The sequence below is a fragment of the Bartonella sp. AU16XJBT genome, from assembly GCF_028618665.1.
In the GTDB taxonomy this organism is placed as follows: domain Bacteria; phylum Pseudomonadota; class Alphaproteobacteria; order Rhizobiales; family Rhizobiaceae; genus Bartonella.
Map to the genome: position 1 here is coordinate 43,075 of NZ_JAQITF010000007.1, position 25,293 is coordinate 68,367.

The window sequence follows — 25,293 nt, forward strand, 5'->3', positions numbered from 1 at the left end:
TTTCTTTTGCGCAATAATAACACGTTGATTTTTAATGATCACTCAATACTTTTTATATTGAGTTGAGAGCTCTTAATATCAAAAGATTTTCTCACTTCAAATTTTTTACAATGAATCAAGCAAAATCATTCATTTGCATATTACGAGCGGAATTGATGTGTGGATAAAAAGCTATTGAGAAAAAATAAAATATTCATTTAAACTCTCTTAAAAGCAAGGCTTATTGAAGGATGAGGGGCATCGTATGATGGTATCGTTTTGCACTTTTATAAAGTATAAAAATGATGACGTACAAAAAGTCTTATATACTTTAGCGGAGAGGTTTTATGGCTTGTTTTATAGGGGCTATCATGAAATGTAGATGTATTAAAAGATTTTTTAACGGCATGGAAATTGGTCATACAATATATCATTTTGTTTTGCATAAAAGGCGTGATCCCATTGCGGGGAAGGAGACTATTAAGCGCTTCAAAATGATTTTCTTAATTTTAAGAAAAATTCTATGTGTCTCTTCATTAAATTCAGCAGCAACATCGTGTTAAGGTTATAAGCCGAAAATTGTAAGACAAATAACAAAAGAATAAACAATTCTTTTTTGAAAAAAGTAAATCCAGATATTATAGATATTACAAAGTCATTATCATTAAATGACATTTACGATCTATATCTTTTTACCTATTCCCGTGCTTGTTTAGGTCATCTCACTTTTTTCAGCTCGTTACAAACGCGTATCTCTTTAAACCATAAGAAAGCTTATAAAAGAAAACGAATAAATCTACACAAATTCATTTGACCTTTTGGTGGTTCCTGTTTAAATGAGAGGGTGTATTTCTGAAATAAAACTGTCATAGCATGTTCATGTGTAATACTATAAATTCAGGGGTAGTTTGTATTCCATCACTTCAGAAAGGGTGAACCATGAGTCGTTTTTATCTTTTCATAGCGGCTACGGTTGCTATCATAATGTCCACAGCTGGAATAACAGCAAGTTTTGCGCAGACAAAAATCAGCTTTTGGCATTCTATGAGTGGTGAATTAGGAAAGCAAACTGAAAGTCTCATTAACGATTTTAATGCAAGCCAATCTGAGTATAAAGTTGTGCCTTCATTTCGCGGCGAGTATGAAGAGGGTTTGGTCGCACTTATTGCAGCGTTTCGTGGAAAGAAACAGCCCGTTCTTGCCCAAATTTATGACGTTGGTACTGGAACTATGATGGCAGCAAAAGGCGCGATCTATCCATTTTATCAACTTATGGCTGATACAAAACAAGAATTCGATCCTACAGATTATTTTCCTGCTATTAGCGGCTATTACTCCGATGAACAGGGGCATATAATCTCTATGCCTTTCAATATTTCAACACCAATCCTTTATTACAACAAAGATATCTTTAAAAAAGCAGGACTTGATCCAGAACAGCCTCCTAAAACATGGCAAGATGTAGAAGATTTTTCTAAAAAAATTCTTGAGGCTAAAGCGGCAACGTGTGGTTTTACAATGGCTTATGCAGCTCAATGGATTGGAATAGAAAATTTTTCAGCGTTGCATAATGTTCCTTTTGGAACGAAGGAAAATGGCTTTAAAGGGCTTGATTCAGAACTTACATTTAATGGACCTTTACAAGTGCGTATGTGGACAGACCTGAAAAGGTGGTCTGATCAAGGTATTTTCCGCTATGGTGGTCCTGCAGGCGCATTAGATTCAACACCAATGTTTATGGCACAAAACTGTGCAATTTTTATGCAATCTTCAGGATCACATGCTGGAATTGTTTCTGAAGCTCAGTTTAATGTGGGCGTTGGTATGCTACCGTATTATAAGGATGCAGAAGGAGCGCCGCAAAATTCAGTTATTGGGGGAGCTTCTATTTGGGCATTTAAGGGGCATACCCCAAAAGAATATGCTGGAGCAGCTGCTTTTCTTAAGTTTCTTTCAAAAATAGAAAACCAAGCAAAATGGCATCAAAAAACAGGTTATCTTCCAACCACAAAAGCAACTTATGAATTGAGCAAAAAACAACATTTCTATGAAAAAACGCCAGGGGCTGATATTGCTATCAAACAGATCAATCTTAATCCACCGACAGTTAACTCGAAAGGGATAAGATTTGGTAATTTACCACAAATTCGTACCATTCTTGATCAGGAGTTGGAAGCTGTTCTTAGTGGTTCAAAAACACCGAAAGATGGTTTAGATGAGACCGTTGAACGTGGAAATAAACTGTTGCGTGAATTTGAAAAATCCAATCATTGATCTCGTTTTTTTGTTAAACATTAAAGACTCAACAAAAGCAGTTGAGTCCTTTTTGTTTATTTTTTTAGAGTCTCTACACTTAAAGAGCCCTGCGAATGCAAGAAAAACATGCATATTTTAAAAATAGTCTCCTTTCTTACGGACTACTTTTTCCTCAGCTTCTTGTGACTTTTTTGTTTTTCTTTTGGCCTGCTGCTCAAGCCATAAAATCATCTTTTGAGCGTGAAGACCCTTTTGGTTTTACAACGACCTTTATTGGTTTTGAAAATTATCTAACCGTTCTTTCTGATCCTACTTATCTGCAATCCCTTCTTATAACAGCAGTATTTTCCATTTCAGTTACTGTTGCTTCAATGACAATATCACTTCTTTTGGCTGTCTGTGTTGATCGTGTCATTCGGGCCAAAAAGGCTTATACAATGTTTTTGCTCTGGCCCTATGCTGTTGCTCCAGTATTGGCAGGTATATTATGGTTGTTTATCTTTCATCCTACTATTGGGATTATTCCTTTTCTTCTCGAGAAAATAGGGGTTCTATGGAATTATCGTATTAATGGCACTCAAGCGATGTTTCTGATTGTCATTGCAGCTAGCTGGAAACAAATTTCTTATAATTTTCTCTTTTTTCTTACAGGTCTTCAGTCCGTTCCCCGTTCTCAAATAGAAGCAGCAGCCATTGATGGTGCTGGTCCCTTTAAACGATTTTGGACTGTTGTTTTTCCGCAAATTTCACCAACAACATTTTTCCTTCTTATCGTCAATATCAATTATGTTATGTTTGACACCTTTGGCATTATTGATAACACAACTTCTGGAGGTCCTGCGCGTGCAACCAGCACTCTCGTCTATAAAGTATATGACGATGGCTTTAGAAATCAAATAATCGGTACATCAGCAGCACAATCAACAATATTGATGTTGATGGTTATTGTCTTAACCTTTATCCAGTTTCGCTGGATTGAGCGTCGTGTACAATATTAGGAAACAAATTATGGCTGAAAATTATGGTTGAAAATCGCCCTGTTCTGAAATTTCTAACTCATATCACTCTCATTGTTGGCATTATCATTATTTGCTTTCCAGTGTATGTTGCTATCATTGCATCAACCCATAGTTCAGCAGCATTTAATGCGGGAACACTTCCTCTTTTACCTGGGAAATATGCTCTGGAAAACTATAAAATAATTTTTGGTGATGGCCTTGCACAGCTGGGTCTCCCTAACCTCTGGCCACTCTTAATGAATTCACTCATTATGGCTCTAGGGATTAGCATTGGAAAAATTATTATTTCACTTTTGTCTGCTTATGCCATTGTCTACATGCGTTTTCCCTTCCGAAAAACTGCTTTTGTTCTTATTTTTGTTACATTGATGCTGCCTGTTGAAGTTCGTATTCTTCCAACCTATGAGGTTGTCGCGAAATTGGGTATGATCGACACCTATAGTGGAATGATTATCCCACTTATTGCATCCGCAACCGCTACATTTTTATTTCGTCAGTTTTTTTTGACTGTTCCTGATGAACTCTTAGAGGCAGCACGTGTTGATGGTGCAGGACCATTTAAATTTTTTAAGGATATTCTCCTTCCTCTCAGCAAAAGCAATATCGCTGCTTTATTTATCATTATGTTCATTTATGGATGGATACAATATCTCTGGCCTCTTATTATCACAACGGATCAAAATCATCAAACGATCCTTATTATTTTAAAACAGCTTATTGTCGAATCACTACAACATGATCCTCAATGGAATATCCTCATGGCAGTATCGGTTATTGCCATGGTACCACCTGTTCTTGTTGTTATCTTCATGCAGCGGCTTTTTATCAAAGGCCTTATTGAAACGGAGAAGTAATTGTGGCCATAATCCAGTTATCAAATATAAAAAAACGGTATGACAACGGCATTCTGGTCATTGATGACTTAAACTTAACTGTTGCTGATAAAGAACTTCTTGTTCTTGTTGGTCCTTCAGGATGCGGAAAATCAACTCTGTTACGTATTATTGCAGGACTTGAACAAGTCACCTCAGGTGAACTGTGTATTGATAATGAACGTATCAATGATCGTGAACCAGCGGATCGTGATATTGCTATGGTTTTTCAAAATTATGCCCTTTATCCCCATATGACAGTTCGTGGAAACCTAGAATATGGTCTTAAAAATCGTAAAACGCCTAAAGAAGAAATAAAAAAACGCATCGCTCATGCTGCAAAGCTTTTGGAGATAGAACCATTTCTTGATCGTAAACCACGACAATTATCAGGGGGACAACGCCAGCGTGTTGCAATGGGACGTGTGATTGTACGTCAACCACGGGTTTTTCTCTTTGATGAACCTCTTTCAAATCTTGATGCAAAATTACGGGCACAAATGTGTATTGAGATAAAAACGCTACAGCGTTCATTAGGAACAACCAGCCTCTATGTTACCCATGATCAACTAGAAGCCATGACATTAGCTGATAGAATAGTCGTTTTGAATAAAGGAGCTATCGAGCAAATTGGAACACCAATGGAAATTTACGATACGCCAGCAACCACATTTGTTGCTGATTTTATTGGTTCTCCTCCTATGAATTTTCTTGATCGTCATGTCCTAGAACAACACTTAGGGCATTCATTTTCTTATAGCCAAGAAACTGATCTTTTAGCTTTCAGACCTGAAATAATCTTATTGGGCGAACACCCAGATAAAGGACCTGTCTTTCACACACAAATTGAGCTTATCAAGCCGATCGGAACAGGTTGCCATGTTTTAACGCGTTGGAATAATATCATTTTTACGATTGAAATAAAAGAACGCTTGACACACGATTATGGTCAAAAACTAAGTTTTACTGTCGCTCATCAAGATTTTCATACCTTTAACAAAAACACTGGAAAGCGCACAAGGAATAAGTAAACATTAATTGATATGACAAGACTTTCTTTTATGCATCATCATGATAATGTTGTGTTTTGGCTTTCTCGATTACATTCACAAAATCAGAGTGTAACTGATGAGATGAGAAAAATTAAAAGTTTTTGTCATGATTCATTGTCTCATGACGCTGAGAATGTCGAAGCACGCATATGAAGAAATTCTATCTTTTTACGGTCTGTAAGAAGAATATTATTTTTTAAACATAATAAAGTTCTTTTCATTGGAATTAATACGGATAATAATTTATTAACCATGTTTTTGCGGATGTAGAAAAGTGTTTTATTCATAAAAACAGCCTCTTATCATCTATTTTCTGATGAGATAATTTATATATCTTATAAAGAATGCGTAAGAAAAATAGAGAGAAAAATTATTTACAAGTGGTGGCGTCAGATTCCCCATATCTTAGCTTTTATCGGTGATATAAAAATCCATTTTTTCTATAAAAATAGGACAGTGTTCTAAATAGCTTGTACAAGAATAGGTACGTTCTACTTAATGACAATAGATTAATTTATAATGATAATTCACTGTTTTATATGTTAAATGAGAGCCTCGAATATCGTAAGATTTCCTCATTCCAAATCTGTTCGATGTTGAATCACTCACAATCATTTGCTTGGCTGTTACAAGCAGGGAGATCTGTGTGGATAAAAAACTATTAAGAAAAGACTTAAAATGTTTCTTATGAATTATTTCAAGTATTGAGAATTATTGCAAAAGAAACGTTGTAAAATAACATAATAATACTCGCAGTTTGGGCACCATGAGGAAATAAATCCACTTATGACTTTATCTCTCTGAACATCTATAGAATATAGATTTTTTCTGTAAAATTAACTTTATTTCGTATCATTATTAACATAATAGACCTATGTTTTTATGAACTTTTTTTTATAAAAAGATTTTTTAATATTTTGTGATGGCATCAATGATGGTATTCACATTATGCTTCATCATATCGAGATACGTTGCGGCAGGGCCATTTTCATTTGATAATGCATCAGAATAAAGGGTTCCACCAATTTTTAAACTTGTTTCTTTTGAAATTTGTTTGATGAGACGGGGATTAGAGATATTTTCAACGAACAATGCTGCTGCCTTATTCGCTTTAATTTGTTTGATAAGTTCAGCAACATCAGCTGCGGTTGCTTCAGCTTCTGTTGAAGCGCTTTGGGGTGCAAGGATAGTGAAACCATATTCTTTGGCAAAATAGCCAAAAGCATCATGAGATGTGATAATGATACGTTTATCTTTAGGGATGGTAGCAATTTTTGTTTTTAGGGTATCTTGTGCCATTTTAAGCTTTTTGATGTAGATTTCGGCATTTTTATTGTAGCGCCTACAAGATTGTGGATCAATTTTACAAAAAGCAGCAGCGATATTATTCACATAGATTTCGACATTGGGAATTGTTTGCCAAGCGTGTGGATCAATAATGCTGTGATGGTGGTGATGGGCACCATGTTCTTGATTTTTCATTTTGAGGGGGGGAATGTTAGCGCTAACCTCGACAAGAAGTGCTTTTGTACCGCTTGCTGTAATGAGGCGGTCAATGAACCCCTCTAAATGAAGTCCATTGATAAAAATAATCTGAGCGTTTCTAAGAGCTTGAGCATCATGAGGAGTAGGTTCATAAGTGTGGGTATTTGCATTGGGTCCTACAAAAGTGGTCATAGAGATATTGTCGCCTCCTACATTTTTTACGAGATCTGCAAGAATAGAAAAGCTTGCAACAACTTTTATTTTATTGTGTGCAGAAGCAGAAAAGGGAGAAAGGGCAAACAATAAAACACCAAGCAGAACAAATTTTTGAGTAAACTTAGGCATAGTTTTTCCTTAAAGTGAGGAAGTATAAAAGAGGTGGGGAAACCATGTTACAATAAAGCCTCGTGGACTGATAAAGCAGGAAATAAGGTAAATAAATCCTGCGGCAATGATGATAGCAGGGCCAGAGGGAAGTGAGAGATGAAAAGAAAGTAGAAGACCACATACACTAGAAATGATTCCAAAAAGAGTGGAAAGCACGCAAATAGGGCCTAAGCGTGAAAACCAAAAACGGGCTGTAATCGCTGGAATCATCATAATGCCAACGGAAAGTAATGTTCCTAGTGATTGAAAGCCCCCAACCAGATTCAACACGACAAGTCCTAGCAATGAAATATGGATATATTTACTCAATGGAGAGAGTGATTTAAAAAAGAGGGGGTCAAAGCTTTCTAAGACGAGCGCACGCCAGAAAATAAAAAGGCTGCAGAGTGTGATCAGCATTATGATGGTGATCAACCAAAGAGCTTGTGTATCAATTGCAAGAACCGATCCGAATAAGAGATGAAGCAGTTCAATGGTTGAATCTTTCAGTGAGATAATAATGACACCTGCTGCGAGTGCAATAAGATAAAAGACGGTCATAGATGCATCTTCTTTCTGAAAGCTATTTCGTGAAATTAAAACGGTTGCTAAAGCAACGATAATGCCAGCGAAAATACCACCAAGTGTCATAGATATGAGGGAAAAGCCGCAAATGAAAAAAGCAGTTGCAACACCAGGAAGAATGGCATGAGAGATAGCATCTCCTGTCAAACTCATTCCACGGAGCATCAAAAATACACCAACAGGACAAGCGCTAATAGAGAGGAGAATAGAGCCGATAAGGGCGTTTTGCATAAAGTGGAAATCAACAAAGGGGGCAAGAAAAAATGCGTACACGTCTTATAACCTAAGAAAGAGAGAATCATTAATAGGAGAGAGGTGCTTTCGTGCACTAATACACAAAGAGTTGGAGATGAGAGGGGGCATAATGTAGTCAATGGTGTTGTCGAGAAACTGTGTTGTTTCTCCATAAAAGGCATTTTGTTGATTAATTTGAATCATTTGAGGAAAAAATTCTTGCACGACGAGAGGGTCATGGAGTGCTGTGAGAACTGTGCGCCCTTGCTGTTGCCAGTACGTGATCAGTGCAAGAAGGTCTTTTTGGGTATTGCGATCGATACCATTGAAAGGTTCGTCAAGCAAGATAATATCGGCATCTTGTACAATGATACGTGCAAAAAGGGCGCGTTGTAATTGCCCACCTGATAATGTTTCAAGCGAATGGGTGGCAAGTTCTGTGAGCCCAACCATTTCAAGCGCATTCTGAATCTTAGAATCATAAGGGCGCTGGTTTTTCCATAATCCACAAAAAGACCATAGTCCTGTTTTTACAAGTGTTTTCACATCAATTGGAAATGTTTGGTCTATATCACATTGCTGAGCAAGATAAGCAATGCGGCTTTTTTTGGGTTTTGTAATTTTTCCTTTAAGAGGTTTAATCAATCCGGCGATGGCTTTGAGCAATGTTGATTTTCCAGCACCGTTATCACCTGTTATTGCGACCAAGGAACCCGCTTTTAACTTTGCTGAAAAACCCTTGATCGCTATTCTATTCCCATAGCCTAATGTTGTCTTTTTAAAGTTCAGATCCATAACTTATACCATCTTTGCTTATTATTTTGGAAACTATGTAATAATATAACGTTTGTCAATAAAATGTTATATTATTACATAATTTTGAGTGTTGAATATTTTAGTGGGAAGATCGTGGACAATTCAAAATAATGGTTGAATTCTCCTTGACGAAAGAGAGAGAGTATATACTATATATAGTATCAAAATGATTGGTGATTCTAAATAAGCACAAGAGAGGGTGTTAGTGTGTTTCGTTTGGTATCTAAGTTATTTCCAATGTTATCGTATAAAGTTTGTTGAGCAAGGGTATAGCGATATTCTTGCTGAAGTGTCTCTTTTGGAAGGATTTCCTTTCGTTTTTGTAATTGATTTTTGCCGTGAAAGAGTAAAAACAGAACTCTTGAAAACGGTGGTTTAGAACGTTAGTTTTTTAGACAGCAGGAGGGAATTGTTTGCCAAGCAAAAGATTGTTTTATAACTGGGGGCCCCCATTTAAGTTGTAGAATAATCGCTTATTCTCATCATAGTCCTTGAAGTCATTTGATGAGAGGTTCTGTTATGTTCAGAAAGCTGTGTGCTCTTTGAAAATAATCGCACGTTTTGCATACAATTTCTGTTGTTTGTTATTCTTGAGTACCTATAAAATTATTAGATTGACTCTTTTAGGGTTGATTGTTTTGAATTGTGAAAGTTGAAGAAAATGTCGATCACTATTTATAGCAAACCATCTTGTGTTCAATGTGATGCTACACGCCGCGCTTTTGATGCAAAAGGCATTCATTATCGTGTTGTTGATATTTCCTCTGATGAACAAGCATACAGTTTTGTTCAATCTCTGGGGTATCGTCAGGTTCCTGTCGTTGTTTGTGGTGAGAATCATTGGTCTGGTTTTAGACCAGATATGATTAGTGGTCTTTGTGCTTAATGGGGCTTATTGTTTATTATTCGAGTGCAACGGGTAATACAGAACATTTTGTCTCGCAACTTGGTCAACGACTCTTCAGAATTGATAAAAGAAAGCCCTCTGCATTCGTTGGTGAACCTTATGTACTGGTTGTCCCTACGTATGCAGATGGAGAAGGAAGAGGGGCGGTGCCGAAAGCCGTTATTCGTTTTCTTAATGAAGCTGAGAACCGCAAGTTAATTCGTGGTGTCATTGGTGGTGGGAATCGTAATTTTGGTCGCTATTATAATTTAGCCAGTAAGATCATAGCTGAAAAATGTTGTGTACCTTGCCTTTATCGTTTTGAGCTGCGTGGAACTGATGAAGACGTTATTTGTGTAAAAAAGGGATTGGAAAGATTTTGGAAACAATTGGGATAGAACAGTCGCAGAAATCCGATCAGATTACGGATTATCATGCGCTGAATGCAATGCTTAATCTTTATGATGAAAATGGCCATATCCAATTTGATATGGATCGGCTTGCAGCACGGCAATATTTTCTTCAGCATGTTAATCAAAATACAGTTTTTTTTCATAACCTGAAGGAAAAAATAGATTACTTAATAGAGGAAGGTTATTATGAAAAAGCCTTATTTGAGCTTTATGATTTCTCTTTTATTAAAAAGCTTTTTAAACGCGCTTATGCATTTAAATTTCGTTTTCCTACCTTTCTAGGTGCATTTAAGTACTATACCAGTTATACGCTAAAGACTTTTGATGGGAAGCGTTATCTTGAACGGTATGAAGACCGCATCTGTCTTGTGGCTTTATATTTGGCACAAGGGAATAAAGCTCTTGCTGAAAGTTTTGTGGATGAGATTATTACAGGGCGTTTTCAACCAGCAACGCCAACATTTTTAAATGCTGGAAAAAAACAACGAGGTGAATTGGTTTCGTGTTTTTTGCTCCGTGTTGAAGATAATATGGAATCGATAGGCCGTGCGGTTAATTCTGCTTTACAGCTTTCAAAACGCGGTGGAGGTGTGGCACTTTGTTTAACAAATTTGCGGGAAGCTGGAGCGCCAATTAAGCAAATAGAAAATCAATCGTCCGGTGTTTTACCAGTGATGAAACTTTTGGAAGATTCTTTTTCTTATGCCAATCAGCTTGGGGCCCGGCAGGGAGCTGGAGCTGTTTATTTGCATGCACATCATTTAGATATTATGAAATTTTTGGATACAAAGCGTGAAAATGCCGATGAAAAAGTTAGAATCAAAACGCTTTCTCTTGGTGTAGTTATTCCTGATATTACTTTTGAGCTTGCTCGGAATAATGAGGATATGTATCTCTTCTCATCTTATGATATTGAGCGTGTGACAGGTAAACCCTTTAGCGATATTTCTTTAACGGAGCATTATCGCTCTTTTGTTGATAATGCAAAGATTCGGAAGAAGAAAATAAGTGCACGCGTTTTTTTTCAGACATTAGCGGAAATTCAATTTGAATCTGGTTATCCTTATATTTTATTTGAGGACACTGCTAATCGATCCAATCCGATTTCTGGACGCATAAGTATGAGCAATTTATGTTCAGAAATTTTGCAGGTGAGTGAGGCAAGTGAACTGGAGACAGATTTAACCTATCGCACGATTGGAAGTGATATATCTTGTAATCTTGGGTCAATGAATATTGCTAAAGCCATGGAAAGTCCTGATTTCGGACAGACGGTGGAATCTGCTGTCCGCGCTCTTACTGCGGTTTCGGATATGAGTAATATTGCTTGCGTGCCGTCCATTGCGAAAGGCAATGCTGAAAGTCATGCGATTGGTTTGGGACAGATGAATTTGCATGGGTTTCTAGCGCGTGAGCAGATCTATTATGGGTCTCCAGAAGCGATTGATTTTACCAATATCTATTTTTATATTGTGACATATCATGCCATACGGGTTTCCAATTTAATTGCCCGCGAACGTCAAGAAATGTTTGCAGGGTTTGAAAAATCAGCTTATGCTGATGGACGTTTTTTCGAAAAATATATTGAAAAAGAATGGAAACCGCAATTTGCACTTGTACAAGAGCTTTTTGCACGGAATAATATTGTCATCCCAGATCACAAGGATTGGCAGGAACTCAAGAAACGCGTTATTGAGTATGGGCTTTATAACCGCAATTTGCAGGCAGTTCCCCCTACGGGATCTATTTCCTACATTAATCATGCCACTTCTTCTATTCATCCAATTGCTTCAAAAATTGAAATTCGCAAAGAGGGAAAAATTGGGCGCGTTTATTATCCCGCTCCTTATATGGATAATACAAATTTGGATTTTTACCAAGATGCTTATGAGATTGGTCCTGAAAAAATTATAGATACCTATGCTGCTGCGACACAGCATGTTGATCAAGGTCTTTCATTAACACTATTTTTTCCGGATACCGCTACCACACGTGATGTTAACCGCGCACAAATTTATGCCTGGAAAAAGGGTATAAAGAGTATTTACTACGTGCGGCTGCGACAAGTCGCATTGAGTGGAACAGAAGTTGATGGTTGTGTTTCGTGCAGCTTATAGGAGGTCATCATATGACAAAGATTACAACCAAAAATCCTATTGTGTCTGCTGTTAATTGGAATAGATTACACGATGAGAAAGATCTTGAAGTATGGAACCGATTAACTGGAAATTTTTGGTTGCCTGAGAAGGTTCCACTTTCCAATGATATTCCCTCATGGTCAAGCTTAACGGATGAAGAACGTAAATTGACGATTCGTGTTTTTACAGGATTAACGCTGCTAGATACAATTCAAAACACGGTAGGGGCTATTTCATTGCTTGCTGATGCGATAACAGAGCATGAAGAGGCTGTTTTGACGAATATTGCGTTCATGGAAGCGGTTCATGCACGTTCTTATTCCTCTATTTTTTCAACTCTTTGCTCGACGGTAGAAGTCGATGATGCATTTAGATGGTCAGAAGAAAATAGTCATTTACAGAAAAAGGCTAGATTAGTCCTTGAGCGTTATGAAGCAAATGATCCACTCAAGAAGAAAATTGCCTCGACTTTGCTAGAAAGCTTTTTATTTTATTCTGGTTTTTATTTGCCCATGTATTGGGCCAGTCGCGCTAAGTTGACCAATACAGCAGATCTCATTCGACTGATCATTCGTGATGAAGCAGTCCACGGTTATTATATAGGGTATAAATTCCAATTGGGATATGCAAAGCTTGAGGAAGCCAAAAGACAAGAAGTTAAAGATTTTGCTTTTAATTTGCTCTTTGACCTTTATAACATCGAGTGCAAATATACCGAAGATCTTTATGATGCTCTTGGATTGACGGAAGATGTAAAAATTTTTCTTCATTACAATGCTAACAAGGCTTTAATGAATTTGGGTTTTGAAGCTCTTTTCCCTCCTGAAGTGTGTCGTGTTAATCCTGCGATTTTGGCAGCTTTATCACCAAACTCTGATGAGAATCATGACTTTTTTTCAGGGGCTGGTTCTTCCTATGTCATTGGCAAGGCGGTTGCGACTACGGATGATGATTGGGAATTTTAATGCTTGTATGCAAACAGAAGTGCGCGGGGTATCCCACTTAGATCTTTGCGCATTTCTAAACATTGAAAACCATTTTTTTCAAATAAATCGCAGACTTCTTTTTCTTGAGAGTAACCGATTTCAACAGCAATAGTGCCGTTTTCTTTTAAGTAGTTGGCTGATTCATGGGCAAGCTTTCGATAAAAATCAAGCCCATCTTTTCCACCAATAAGAGCACGCAATGGATCATATAAGCGCACTTCTTTTGCAAGTGTTTTGATATCTTTTGCGGGAATATAGGGTGGATTGGAAACAATGAAATCAAAGCGATCTGTGACAGAATCAAACCAATCGCTAAGAAGAGGTGTGAAGCGATGTATGACGTCAGCATTTTTTGCATTTTTTGTAGCCGTTTTAAGGGCATCTTCAGAAATATCGACCGCTACTGTATAGGCTTGGGGAATTTGTTTAAGAATAGCAATGGCAATAGCACCACTTCCTGTTCCCATATCAAGGAATGTTATTTTTCTCGAATTTTCGACCTGTTTTTTGAGGAAAGGGAGAATAAGCTCGATGAGCGTTTCTGTATCCGGACGAGGCTCTAACGTTTCTTGAGACAACGCGAAAGATATACCATAAAATTCTCTCATCCCTATAATACGATAGACAGGTTCTCCCGCAATACGGCGTTTTACAGCTTGTTCTATTTGTATAATGTGCTCAGAAGACAGTTGTATATCTGGTTTAGAAATTCTTGTCGCAGCATTTATTCCTGTTATCCATTCGACGAGTATTTTCGCATCGAGATCGGCTTCCAAAATTCCTTTCGTGCGCAATCTTTCTTGCGTTTGTTGAATAACATTCTTGAAAGAATATTTGCTCAATTATTATCCATTTCCATCAGGAGTGTCGTTTGATGATCTGAAATGAGTGCATGAACAAGCTCATCAAGATCTCCTTCCAAAATTCGATCAAGCTTATAAAGGGTCAGATTAATACGGTGATCCGTGACGCGCCCTTGTGGAAAATTATAGGTACGAATACGTTCTGAACGATCACCAGAACCAACTTGACTTTTACGAGAAGCTGAACGTTCACTTTCTATCTTTTGTCGTTCGATATCGAACAAGCGTGCCCGTAAAATTTGAAGGGCCCGTGCTCGGTTTTGGTGTTGTGATTTTTCTGCTTGTACGACCATAATTCCTGTTGGAATATGCGTGATCCGAACAGCTGAATCCGTTGTATTGACGTGCTGTCCTCCAGCGCCAGATGCACGCATTGTATCAATACGAATATCTTCAGGACGAATATCAATATCAATTTCTTCAGCCTCTGGAAGCACTGCAACAGTAGCCGCTGATGTATGGATACGTCCTCCAGTCTCTGTTTCAGGGATACGTTGCACACGATGGACACCTGATTCATATTTCAATTTAGAAAAGACACCTTTTCCTGAGATGGTCGCAATAATCTCTTTATATCCGCCAACTTCCCCCTCACTGAGTGAAATAACCTCTACTTTCCAATGGTGAGCATGGGCATAACGTTCATACATGCGAAAAAGATCACCGGAAAAAAGTGCCGCTTCTGATCCACCCGTTCCTGCTCGAATTTCAATAATAGCGCTTTTTTCATCAGCGACATCTTTAGGCAAAAGCAGAATCTGGAGTTCTTTTTCAAGTTGCTCTACTTTTTTATATAACGATGGTAGCTCTTCTTGGGCAAGACTACGCATCTCTATATCTGTTTGTTTATCGTTGATAATCGTTTCTAATTCTGTAATCTCTCCATAAAGAGCATTTAATGCACGTATAGAGGCAATAACGGGTTGTAGTTCTGCGTATTCAGAAGCTAATTTGACATATGTTTCAGCATTTGGATTGGTCGTCATTTGGCTTTCAATTATTTCAAAGCGCTTTTCAAGCTGTTTTATGCGATCTTGTGGCAAAGAAACCATGATAATATTAGCCTAATTTTTCATAATACAATTTTTATAATATTTTATTGCAATGTTTTTTTGTTACAACACTGGCAATGAATTACCGTACAGCATCATACAAAAAGGGGTAATAAAGCAGAAAAACTTTTTTGCCAATGAAAACTATTCTATTTTTAAGGTAAATTTTTATAAAATTCGATTTGTCTGAAATATCTTCATCTCATGGTATATAATCATCTCTTTAAAAGTTTTTTTTTCCATAAAGTTCAAGACGATGATGAATAATATCATAGCCAAGAGATTTTGCAATTTCTTCTTGCAATTTTTCAATAACATCAGAATGAAATTCGATAACTTGTCCTGTTTCTATATCAATGAGATGATCATGATGTTGGCCATCGGCTTGCTCAAAACGAGATGGACCACCACTAAAGGTATGACGGTGAATTGTTCCATTTCCTTCTAATGTTTTCATGGTTCGATAAACCGTTGAGAGCGAAATACTCGAATCTATTTTGTTTGCACGTTGAAAAATTTCAAATGCATTGGGATGATCATTTGTATCAGCTAAAATATCAAGAATAACACGCCGTTGGCGCGTTACTCTTAAACCAGCTGCGCGCAATTCTTGCTCATAGTTTCGCTTTTTATTCATTTTCATTGTTTGCTTTTCAAACAAAGGATCCATGACAATGTTTGTATTTTTTCTCTGAACCGCAAGGACAGCGTTCATTGCGTCCAACTTTTCCCCATGTGGTTACATCGTTGGGGTCACGGTCTTGTGGATTAACAAACCTATTTTCTTGTGATCGTGCCCATAAGGTGGGATCATTTTCTTGGTTCTGATCATTAAAGACAGAAGAATCAGAACTAGTTTGCTCAGGCATAGTCGGTTCGGTAGGTTGTTGAATAATTTCAAAGCGCATAAGTTTAGAAGTGACAATTCGGCGCAAATTTTTCAACATACTTTGAAAGAGTTCAAAAGATTCTGTTTTATACTCATTGAGTGGATCTCGCTGCGCATAACCACGAAAACCAACAACAGAACGCAAATGGTCTAAACTCACAAGATGTTCACGCCATAACGTGTCAATAGTTTCGAGCAACACTGCTTTGTGAAAATAAGCCATAACCTCTGGAGAGTAGCGTTCAGTGCGCTCATTTTCAAGTTTTGTAACAGCATCCAAGATACGCTCTAAAATTTGTTCTTCGGCAATTCCATCTTCTTTTGCCCATTCTTCCACAGGCAGCTCAAGATTAAAGAGTTGTTGAAGCTCTTCTTCGAGAGCTTTTACATCCCATTTTTCAGAATATGTCCCAGAAGGAATATAAGTCTCTACAAGATCTTCCACGACTTCATTGCGCATTTCATGAATCATTTCTGATAAATCATCTGAGTTCATGACCTCCATACGCTGTTCAAAAATAACCTTGCGTTGGTCATTCATGACATCATCATATTTTAGCAGATTTTTACGAATTTCAAAGTTCCGTGCTTCGACCTTTTTTTGTGCTTTCTCAAGGGCTTTATTAATCCACGGATGGATAATAGCTTCATTTTCTTTCAATCCAAGTTTTTGCAGCATGCTATCCATACGGTCGGAGCCGAAGATACGCATAAGATCATCTTGAAGAGAAAGAAAGAATTTTGAGCGACCAGGATCGCCTTGGCGACCAGAACGCCCACGAAGCTGGTTATCAATACGACGGCTTTCATGACGTTCAGTTGCGATAACGTAAAGTCCCCCAGCCGCTAAAGCTTTTTCTTTAAGTTGTTTGACATCTTTTTTGATTTCTTCAATTTTAGCCGTCCGCTCTGGTCCATCAGTGGTATCCTGTAATTCTTGTCGGATGCGCATTTCAACATTACCACCAAGCTGTATATCCGTACCGCGTCCTGCCATGTTGGTTGCAATGGTGAGAGCTCCAGGAACGCCTGCTTGCGCAATGATGTATGCTTCTTGCTCGTGATAGCGAGCATTTAAGACTCTAAAATCGGTAATGCCCTCTTTTCGCAAACGCTCTGCCAATTGTTCTGACTTTTCAATAGAGGTTGTTCCAACAAGAATAGGCTGTTTTTTTTCGTGTGCTTGACGGATATCACGCACAATTGCCCGATATTTCTCTTCTGCTGTTCGGTAAATTTCATCATCTTCGTCAAGACGTTGTACTGGCAAATTGGTAGGAACTTCGACAACGTCAAGACCATAAATATTTCTGAATTCTTCGGCCTCTGTTGTTGCAGTTCCAGTCATTCCAGATAATTTCCTATACATACGGAAATAATTTTGGAAAGTGATGGAAGCAAGTGTTTGATTTTCTGGTTGAATAGCAACATGCTCTTTAGCTTCTAACGCTTGATGAAGTCCTTCAGAATAACGCCGTCCAGGCATCATTCGGCCTGTAAATTCGTCAATGATAACAATTTCATCATTGCGAACAATGTAATCTTTGTCGCGAACGAACAGTTTATGGGCTTTTAGAGCATTATTAACATGATGAACGATAGCGACATTTTCTATGTCATAAAGACTTTCACCTTTAAGATACCCAGCTTGTTCGAGCATTTTTTCAATTTTTTCAGTACCAACTTCGGTAAAGGTCGTTGTTTTTTGTTTTTCATCTATTTCATAGTCTTCTGGAATTAAGGTAGGAATAAATGTATCAATAAGGTTATAAAAGTCAGTACGATCTTCTAGAGGACCAGAAATAATAAGGGGCGTACGCGCTTCATCAATGAGGATAGAATCCACTTCATCGACAATTGCGTAATGATGTCCTCGTTGAACCATTTGACTATGATCGAAAGCCATATTATCACGCAAATAATCAAAACCTAGTTCATTATTTGTCGCATAGGTGATATCACATGCATAGGCTGCTCTGCGGGCATCGCTATCAAGATCATGAAGAATCACACCCGTTGTAAGCCCTAGAAAACTAAAAATTTTTCCCATTGTTTCAGCATCACGACTGGCGAGATAATCGTTTACTGTCACAACATGAACGCCTTTACCTTCCAATGCATTGAGATAAATTGGTAGAGTTGCCATTAATGTTTTACCTTCACCGGTACGCATTTCAGCTATGCCACAGTCATGAAGAACCATCCCACCAATAAGTTGTACGTCAAAAGGACGCATATCATAAACACGTTTTGCGGCTTCACGAACCGTTGCGAATGCTTCCAGTAAGAGTAAATCAACACTTTCACCTTCACTAAGACGTTTACGAAAAGCATCTGTTTTTTGGCAAAGCTGCTCATCGCTTAATTTTACGAATTGTTCTTCTAAAGCATTAATTTGTGCAACTTTTTGGCGGAGTGCTTTGAGACGTCGCTCATGAGCTGAACCAAAAAATTTACGTGCAAAAACACCTAAATTGACCATCTCTGGTCCTTTCTTTTAATTGTTGTCACTCTTGTTGGGAAATTCATATGCTCTCCCCATGCTCCACATTTTCTTTAAGTTTTCTGATATCATGTAATGCAGATAGTACCATTATACTTGCTGGTGTGCAATTTTTCACTTTAATTGTAAAGTAGAGATAAGAGGCTAAGGTCGCTATGTCAACTTTAGGTATGCTGTTTAGATGATACAATACAAAGTAATTTAAGATACAATATGTCATTTTTCTCTATTATTATGTTTTTCATGTGCATTAGATAGGGTTGGAAAAACTGAGATAAAAGGACGATTTTATACTTTTTAAAATAAAATAACTAATTTATTTCTCTATGTTTAAAGATTAAAGTGTTATGGTAAAGAAAATTGGAATCTTGAACCTGCCTTCATTTTTAAGGAGTATATTTATGAAATTTAACTTTATCACGCTGCTTTTAGCATCAACTTTATTGGCAAGTACAAGTTTAGGGGTGAGAGCCCAAGAAAATTTGAATTCATCACCGAATGATTTAAAGACTTTGGAGAAAGCTTCTGAAAAAGCCGTTTCTCCTTCTCATGTTATGGCTGTTATTGATGGGAAAAATATTACAGCAGGCCAATTGGATGAGTTAGCGCTTGAAATAAATCCTAATTTAGCACGTTTTCCTGATGAACAACGCCGTATTATGGTCTTAAAAGCTTATTTGGATATGCAGGCACTTTCAAAAGAAGCAAAAAGCAAAGGACTTGATAAGACAGAAGCTTACGATAAACGTATGGCAGTTATGCGTGACAATGTGCTTCAACAGCTTTATTTTAAACAGGCGATTATTGACAAAATATCGGATACGGATTTGGAAGCTCTTTATAAACAAGAAATTGCTGCTTTACCTAAAGAGGATGAAGTTAAAGCCCGTCATATTTTGGTCAAAACCAGAAAAGAAGCAGAAGCTATCATTAAGCATTTAAATAAAGGCGAAAATTTTGAAGAGATTGCAAAGAAAAGTTCAACAGATGGTTCCGCTGCTGTTGGGGGTGATCTTGGTTATTTTAGCCATGGTCAAATGGTCAAGCCTTTTGAAGATGCAGCATTTGGTTTGAAAGTTGGTGAATACACGAAACAACCCGTTGAAAGTCCTTTTGGTTGGCATATTATTAAATTAGAAGATCGTCGTGTAAAACAACCTCCTGCATTTGATGATGTTAAAGAGATGTTGCGTACACAGTTGATAAAAAAGCGCTATCAAGAACTAATTGTTGATTTGCGTAGCAAGATAGATGTGAAATATCCTGATCCTAATGTTACAAAAATCATGGAATCGCTTAATCAAAATGGGACACTACTTCCCAATGAGACATCCGATGAAGAAGATACGGAATAGCGAGGAAAAATAAGTAGATAGCCTTTTTAATAGAGAGTTGCTAGGTTTGTTTTTTTCAAAAAAAACCTAGCAGTTTTCTATAAGAGGTTGTTAATCTGCAATCATTTTATTTGTTTTTAGAGAAAGCATATTGTGGTTTTTAAAATATCTCCTTTGCACCCCCAAAACATTCAAGAGCTTTCCCCATTATCTGGTGTACGGATAGCAACAGCTAAGGCTGGAATTAAATATAAAGATCGTACAGATCTCCTTTTTATTGTATTCGATAAGCCAGTGAGTGTGGCAGGTGTTTTTACACGTTCAAAATGTCCATCTGCCCCTGTAGAGCATTGTCGTGCATCGCTTCCCCATGGGGTGGCAAGGGGTGTTGTTGTGAATTCTGGAAATGCCAATGCTTTTACAGGAAGAAAAGGAAAGAACACAACCAATGAAATCATCTTTGCAGCAGCGAACACTTTAAAGGTTAGAGAAAATGAAGTTTTTATAGCTTCTACAGGTGTTATTGGTGAGCCAATGGATGCATCGGGTATTGTAAATCTTTTACCAAGTATGGCAGAAACAGCAGAAGAGGGAAATTGGTTGGAAGCTGCAAAAGCCATAATGACAACGGACACATTTCCAAAACTTGCTACGCGTACTTTTGATTGTGGGGGGATAAATGTTACCATTCATGGAATTGCAAAAGGTGCTGGTATGATTGCACCTGATATGGCGACAATGCTTTCGTTTGTGGTCAGTGATGCGACTATTTCTTCGGATATGCTTCAATCCATGTTATCAGAGGCTGTTGAGGGGTCTTTCAATTCGATTACTGTCGATAGCGATACCTCAACTTCAGATACGCTTATGTTGTTTGCGACAGGAAAAGAACATTTTCCATGCCTTACAAGTCAATCTGATCCACGTTATAGCGTTTTTGTGAAACAATTGGGTGCGCTTCTGCATGAACTTGCACTCCAAGTTGTGTGTGATGGAGAAGGTGCTCGCCATTTAATTGAAGTGAATGTGACTGGTGCAACAACAGACAATGCTGCGAAAACGATTGCTTTATCAATTGCAAATTCACCGCTTGTAAAAACGGCTATTGCCGGTGAAGATGCAAATTGGGGACGAGTCGTTATGGCGGTTGGGAAGGCCGGCGTTGAAGTTGATCGTGATCTGTTGACGATTTGGTTTGGTGAACATCGTGTGGCAGTGAATGGTGAACGAGATCCTGCGTATTGTGAAGAAACAATAGGTTCTTATATGCAAGGTAAACACATCACAATTCGCGTTGATATTGGTTTGGGTAAGAGCACAGCGACGGTTTGGTCTTGCGACTTAACAAAAGAGTACGTTATGATCAATAGCGATTACAGAAGTTAACGAATGCACTCTCTATATTTAACGGCCTATTATTTAAAAAAAAAGAGAATGAGATATGTGAATTCTTTTTGAGGTAAGGGAATATGATACAGAGACAATTATATTCTCATTGGAGAGCGATATGTGTATAAAAAGTCCCCTTCTTCTTGTTGTTGCTTGTGCATTGTTAGATCAAAATAATCGTATTTTGCTTACCAAGCGTCCTGAAGGAAAATCGCTGGCTGGTTTATGGGAGTTTCCTGGTGGAAAGGTTGAGCAAGGTGAAATTCCAGAAGCATCATTAATTCGTGAACTAGAAGAAGAGCTTGGTGTGTATGTTCAGGCAAATAATTTACACCCTTTAACATTTGCAAGCCATAGCTATGCAACATTTCACCTCTTAATGCCGTTGTATCTTTGTGACCATTATGAGGGAGTTGCGCAAGGACGGGAGGGGCAAAATTTAGAATGGGTTTTTATTAATGATCTTGATAAATATCCTATGCCTGATGCTGATAAACCATTGGTTCAGGTGTTAAAAAATCATCTTCTTTAATGGGTTTGTGAGAGAAAATACTGTGTACAGAGTAGTGTGTACTTGGTAAAACACCAATGATGGGGACGATCCAAAAGGATTTTTTTGCATAATAAATTGCTTACTCATTATGATGATGTATTTAAAATCAACGCATTCATTTATAATCATAAATTATCCTTTTCGTGTTAGACTATTTCCCTTAATACTGTACTGTTTCATTGTTTTAAACGCTCTTTCTCTAAATCAGAAAAAACTTTTCAATAACAAATTAATAGAGAAAGCAGTATATTCGTTTTGGAAAAAGCTAAAACCATAAAAGTAGAAGGTATTGCGTGGTTTATCCATTTCTTTTTTGTACAGCATTAAAGTTTTCAAAAGTATGCAAAGAAGTATTTTTTAATAATAAATATTATGCAGTACCTTATGGTTTTGTTTTTCGTATTTTATAATGGAAAATAATAATTTATAAATATATTCACACCACTATATTATTTATTCACGTATTTATTGAGAGAATTTTACTTTATAATTATTTTATTTATTAGTATTATCTATGAATGTATAATACAAAATAAAATGAGAATTGATATTTTTATATTTGTAAACTTATAAGTTAAATTTATCATAATTCCCTAAAATTAAAATTATAAATACCATTATAGTTTAACAGTTTATGAGTTGTTTATTTAATCTGTATTTCAACTACTTTTCAAATGATATGCAAATCCATTTACTAAGCTGTTATTGGACAATTTTTTAATTCAAAGTGAAGGATATGTGGAACAGTGAAAAATACGAATGGCAAGAGATCTCATTCGAGTTGCATAATGCTCCTTTATTTTTAAAATCATTACATTATATGCAAAAAACGATGGTTTTAAAAAAATTTATTCAAGAAGTTAGGTGACGAATTTTTGCAATATCCAAAAGACAGTGAATATTGATAAAAATTTTTGAAAAAATGCTCAATATTTTTCACAATATAACTTAGCAAAATTCAAAACATTCATAAAGAAAATTGGCAAAAGGAAATGTGCTTTGTAGAGCGCATGTTGGAAAATCTTGTCCCCTAACCTCTATTCACACATCCACCACTTTAAAAAAATACACAACAATCAATTTTATGTATAAAAAAGTACAATCCTCTTAAATATCGAAGTTTAGGAAATAACTAAGCAATGCATCCCATTTGATATAAATTCAATTTATAAAAGCCTTCTTACATCGATATGAAGCAAACTGCCGATAATGGCCCCATTATCATATTCATGTAAAAGAACGTACTATATTCCCAGTGTTGGACGGCGTTTTTCTACAGGATATCGTTGGCATTTTTGAGCAATACGTGTAACTGCCTTTTCCAGTGGTTCGACCGTAACATCCATAGAAGAACCATTTGCATGAATAATATTCTCATGATCAGTCATAATAGCGACATGACCTTTCCAAAAAATCAAATCACCTCGTTGAAGTTTATCACCATCTGATAATGACTTTCCTATAGTTTTTTGTTGCATGTCAGTATCACGTAAAACCACTTGACCAGTCATTGCCATAGAAATCTGGACCAATCCTGAGCAATCAACTCCAAAGCCACTGGCTCCACCCCAACGGTAAGGTGTGTGGACTAACTTTTCAGCAGCATCAACATAATTTTTATACACAACGCTGCCAATCGGACTGAGGTGATCGCTAACGATTGCGCCCCCATTTTCAAGTATAGAATATTTGGTTCCACGAACTTCAACTTCATTAAAAACGCTTACCTTACTTCCTATAGATAAAGGATATTCTACTGGTCCACGCAAATCAGCTTGCGAATATTGAAAAGTACGTGGCGCTGTAACAACATGCGTTTGTTCTACGGTTGATGCACAAAGCGCTTTTGTCTCAATATAGCCAACATAACCATCTTTGAGAGATTGTGCCCACGACATCTCTTCTCCATGCTCAAAGATGAGAAGTTCTTCTCCGAATAAGCACTCTGTCTGCATTTCACTTTTGTTATTATTCTCTTTAAACAATCCAGCAACAGGCGCATTAACACGTCTTTTTTCACCTTGCACAAAGCGCTGAGCTGTAATTTCGCCTTTAAGACGTTCGTCTGCTAGATCTTCTCTGAATGCATGTAATCTCGGATCTTTAGGAAACATTTATTTACCTTTCATCTGATAATTGGTAGTGGTAGGATTTTTATCCTCAAATAAATTACAGAACACAATTAAAAGTGAAGAACGATTGCTCTTAAGGTTCTAAAGTTGTCCGTTTTTATGTTTATTTTATGTCAAAATTAATTTTTAAGGAGATTATAAAGAGCACGAATAGTTTGTGCTGATCCCCCAATAGGGTATCCTGGTTTTTCTTTTGGGACCCATCCATAAAGGTCGAAATGTGCAAAATGTTCAGCTTTTTCAACAAAAGAATTAAGAAATAAAGCAGCCGTTATAGAGCCAGCAAAGCTATTTCCAGTTACATTGTTAAGGTCAGCAATTGGTGATGATAACATCTCTTGGTAAGGTTTCCAAAGGGGCATTTGCCAAAGAGGGTCGAAAACAGCGTGAGCAGATTCAGAAACTTGTTGTGCCCATATTGAATCATTACAATAAAATGCGGGAAGATCTGGTCCTAATGCTATCCGTGCTGCCCCCGTTAAAGTAGCCATGCAAAGCATGAATTTTGGACTTTCTTCATCACCATAGGCGAGTGCATCAGCAAGGACAAGTCGCCCTTCAGCATCTGTATTACCCACTTCAACGCTTAAACCTTTACGACTTTTGAGAATATCACCTGGTCGATAAGCATTCGCAGAAATTGCATTTTCTACAGCTGGAATTAAAACACGTAGACGGAAAGGCAATTTTGCATCCATGATAAGCTTAGCCAATCCCAAAACGTTTGCTCCACCTCCCATGTCTTTTTTCATAAGCAACATGTTATTGGCTGATTTAATATCCAGTCCCCCTGTATCAAAAGTTACGCCTTTGCCTACTAACGTTATTTTAGGGTGATGTTCTTGCCCCCAGTGTAACTCAATCAGTCGTGGTGCAGTGCTGCCTGCTCGCCCTACGGCATGAATCATCGGAAAGTTATTGGTTAAGAGATCATCTCCACAAATAGTTTGGACATGAGCACCGTATGTTTTCCCTAGTTGTCGTGCTTCTACTTCGAGAGTAGTAGGGGTCATATCATTGGCTGGGATATTGATGAGATCACGGACGAAGAAGACAGCTTCATAAATGCGTTGGAGTTCATTAAGATCAACAGCCTCATTGACATGGATGGATAATGATTTGAAAGAAGAATTTTGACGATAGCTATTAAATTGATAGCTTCCCAGTGCCAATCCAAGATAGACATTTATTTCATCAGAGGTCTCACCTTCTAAATGCCATTGACCAGAAGGAAGTTTTTGAGCAAGCAGTCCTGTGATAAAGGGATCGTTACCATTGCCAATTCCAAATAAAACTTTTTTTAAATGCCCCGTTTCATGAGGAACAAAGAGTATTTGTCCTGCTTTTCCAGTAAAATCATTAACTTTTATCCATGCTGTTGTTGAAGCATCAAGTGATAAGTTGGCAAGATTTCTTTGGTTTACCAAGATGATAGGGAAACTGTTATCGATAGGTGTTGAGGTAAAATGAATGGGGTGCTGCTGCATAGTT

At 37.3% G+C, this 25,293-nt stretch carries 20 protein-coding genes; 11 read left to right on the plus strand and 9 right to left on the minus strand.

Annotation, left to right across the window (positions count from 1 at the left end):
- The first annotated feature begins 918 nt into the window (after window positions 1-918).
- The 4 genes from ugpB (at window position 919) to PVV66_RS05485 (ending at window position 5,157) form a co-directional block, all read left to right on the plus strand.
- Complete coding sequence (gene ugpB / locus PVV66_RS05470) at window positions 919-2,253, plus strand: sn-glycerol-3-phosphate ABC transporter substrate-binding protein UgpB (protein WP_273718164.1); 1,335 nt, start codon at window positions 919-921, stop codon at window positions 2,251-2,253.
- 95 nt (window positions 2,254-2,348) lie between these two features.
- Window positions 2,349-3,233 carry a sn-glycerol-3-phosphate ABC transporter permease UgpA gene (ugpA, locus tag PVV66_RS05475; RefSeq protein ID WP_273718166.1) on the plus strand — a complete coding sequence of 295 codons (885 nt, stop codon included), beginning with the start codon at window positions 2,349-2,351 and terminating at the stop codon, window positions 3,231-3,233.
- Window positions 3,234-3,256: 23 nt separating this feature from the next.
- On the plus strand, window positions 3,257-4,108 hold the full coding sequence (gene ugpE / locus PVV66_RS05480; RefSeq protein WP_273718168.1) for a sn-glycerol-3-phosphate ABC transporter permease UgpE: 852 nt from the start codon (window positions 3,257-3,259) through the stop codon (window positions 4,106-4,108).
- A gap of 2 nt (window positions 4,109-4,110) precedes the next feature.
- Window positions 4,111-5,157 carry a sn-glycerol-3-phosphate import ATP-binding protein UgpC gene (locus PVV66_RS05485; protein ID WP_273718170.1) on the plus strand — a complete coding sequence of 349 codons (1,047 nt, stop codon included), beginning with the start codon at window positions 4,111-4,113 and terminating at the stop codon, window positions 5,155-5,157.
- 930 nt (window positions 5,158-6,087) lie between these two features.
- Here the strand turns inward: PVV66_RS05485 and PVV66_RS05490 are convergent.
- Genes PVV66_RS05490 through PVV66_RS05500 form a run of 3 tightly spaced genes read right to left on the minus strand, consistent with a single transcriptional unit; the run spans window position 6,088 to window position 8,643 of the window.
- On the minus strand, window positions 6,088-7,008 hold the full coding sequence (locus PVV66_RS05490) for a metal ABC transporter solute-binding protein, Zn/Mn family (RefSeq protein WP_273718171.1): 921 nt from the start codon (window positions 7,006-7,008) through the stop codon (window positions 6,088-6,090).
- A 9-nt stretch (window positions 7,009-7,017) separates the two neighbouring features.
- Window positions 7,018-7,887, minus strand: coding sequence for a metal ABC transporter permease (locus PVV66_RS05495; RefSeq protein ID WP_273718172.1), 870 nt, complete (start codon window positions 7,885-7,887; stop codon window positions 7,018-7,020).
- A 3-nt stretch (window positions 7,888-7,890) separates the two neighbouring features.
- Window positions 7,891-8,643: an ABC transporter ATP-binding protein gene (locus tag PVV66_RS05500; RefSeq protein ID WP_273718173.1), complete on the minus strand. Its 753-nt coding sequence runs from the start codon at window positions 8,641-8,643 to the stop codon at window positions 7,891-7,893.
- Between the two features lie 682 nt (window positions 8,644-9,325).
- On the opposite strand from PVV66_RS05500, the gene nrdH reads away from it, so the two are divergent.
- The 4 genes from nrdH to nrdF are packed head-to-tail and all read left to right on the plus strand — an operon-like array spanning window position 9,326 to window position 13,066.
- Window positions 9,326-9,550 (plus strand): glutaredoxin-like protein NrdH, encoded by a 225-nt coding sequence (gene nrdH / locus PVV66_RS05505; protein ID WP_273718175.1) that lies wholly within the window; start codon window positions 9,326-9,328, stop codon window positions 9,548-9,550.
- Window positions 9,550-9,948: a class Ib ribonucleoside-diphosphate reductase assembly flavoprotein NrdI gene (gene nrdI / locus PVV66_RS05510; protein ID WP_273718177.1), complete on the plus strand. Its 399-nt coding sequence runs from the start codon at window positions 9,550-9,552 to the stop codon at window positions 9,946-9,948. The genes nrdH and nrdI overlap by 1 nt, the downstream gene beginning before the upstream one ends.
- Window positions 9,930-12,080, plus strand: a complete 2,151-nt coding sequence (gene nrdE / locus PVV66_RS05515; RefSeq protein WP_273718180.1) for a class 1b ribonucleoside-diphosphate reductase subunit alpha — start codon at window positions 9,930-9,932, stop codon at window positions 12,078-12,080. Before nrdI ends, nrdE begins: the two co-directional genes overlap by 19 nt.
- An 11-nt stretch (window positions 12,081-12,091) precedes the next feature.
- Window positions 12,092-13,066 carry a class 1b ribonucleoside-diphosphate reductase subunit beta gene (gene nrdF / locus PVV66_RS05520; protein WP_273718181.1) on the plus strand — a complete coding sequence of 325 codons (975 nt, stop codon included), beginning with the start codon at window positions 12,092-12,094 and terminating at the stop codon, window positions 13,064-13,066.
- On the opposite strand, the gene prmC is transcribed toward nrdF, so the two are convergent.
- The 4 genes from prmC to secA form a co-directional block, all read right to left on the minus strand.
- Window positions 13,063-13,929 (minus strand): peptide chain release factor N(5)-glutamine methyltransferase, encoded by an 867-nt coding sequence (gene prmC / locus PVV66_RS05525; RefSeq protein WP_273718183.1) that lies wholly within the window; start codon window positions 13,927-13,929, stop codon window positions 13,063-13,065. The two genes, nrdF and prmC, sit on opposite strands and share 4 nt — an antisense overlap.
- A complete protein-coding gene (gene prfA, locus PVV66_RS05530) occupies window positions 13,926-15,002 on the minus strand; it encodes a peptide chain release factor 1 (RefSeq protein WP_273718185.1) in 1,077 nt (358 codons plus the stop codon). Before prfA ends, prmC begins: the two co-directional genes overlap by 4 nt.
- Before the next feature lie 223 nt (window positions 15,003-15,225).
- Window positions 15,226-15,717 (minus strand): Fur family transcriptional regulator, encoded by a 492-nt coding sequence (locus PVV66_RS05535; RefSeq protein ID WP_273718187.1) that lies wholly within the window; start codon window positions 15,715-15,717, stop codon window positions 15,226-15,228.
- Entirely contained in the window at window positions 15,656-18,373 is a 2,718-nt protein-coding gene (secA, locus tag PVV66_RS05540) for a preprotein translocase subunit SecA (protein WP_273718188.1), read from the minus strand. Before secA ends, PVV66_RS05535 begins: the two co-directional genes overlap by 62 nt.
- 422 nt (window positions 18,374-18,795) lie before the next feature.
- On the opposite strand from secA, the gene PVV66_RS05545 reads away from it, so the two are divergent.
- From PVV66_RS05545 to mutT, 3 genes are all read left to right on the plus strand, one after another.
- Window positions 18,796-19,749, plus strand: a complete 954-nt coding sequence (locus PVV66_RS05545) for a peptidylprolyl isomerase (RefSeq protein ID WP_273718190.1) — start codon at window positions 18,796-18,798, stop codon at window positions 19,747-19,749.
- 132 nt (window positions 19,750-19,881) lie between these two features.
- On the plus strand, window positions 19,882-21,114 hold the full coding sequence (gene argJ, locus PVV66_RS05550; protein WP_273718191.1) for a bifunctional glutamate N-acetyltransferase/amino-acid acetyltransferase ArgJ: 1,233 nt from the start codon (window positions 19,882-19,884) through the stop codon (window positions 21,112-21,114).
- Window positions 21,115-21,235: 121 nt separating this feature from the next.
- Entirely contained in the window at window positions 21,236-21,649 is a 414-nt protein-coding gene (gene mutT, locus PVV66_RS05555) for an 8-oxo-dGTP diphosphatase MutT (protein WP_273718192.1), read from the plus strand.
- Window positions 21,650-22,914: 1,265 nt separating this feature from the next.
- Here mutT and PVV66_RS05560 read toward each other — a convergent pair.
- Entirely contained in the window at window positions 22,915-23,784 is an 870-nt protein-coding gene (locus tag PVV66_RS05560) for an NlpC/P60 family protein (RefSeq protein ID WP_273718193.1), read from the minus strand.
- A 137-nt stretch (window positions 23,785-23,921) separates the two neighbouring features.
- Window positions 23,922-25,289 (minus strand): M17 family metallopeptidase, encoded by a 1,368-nt coding sequence (locus tag PVV66_RS05565; RefSeq protein ID WP_273718195.1) that lies wholly within the window; start codon window positions 25,287-25,289, stop codon window positions 23,922-23,924.
- Window positions 25,290-25,293: the final 4 nt, after the last annotated feature.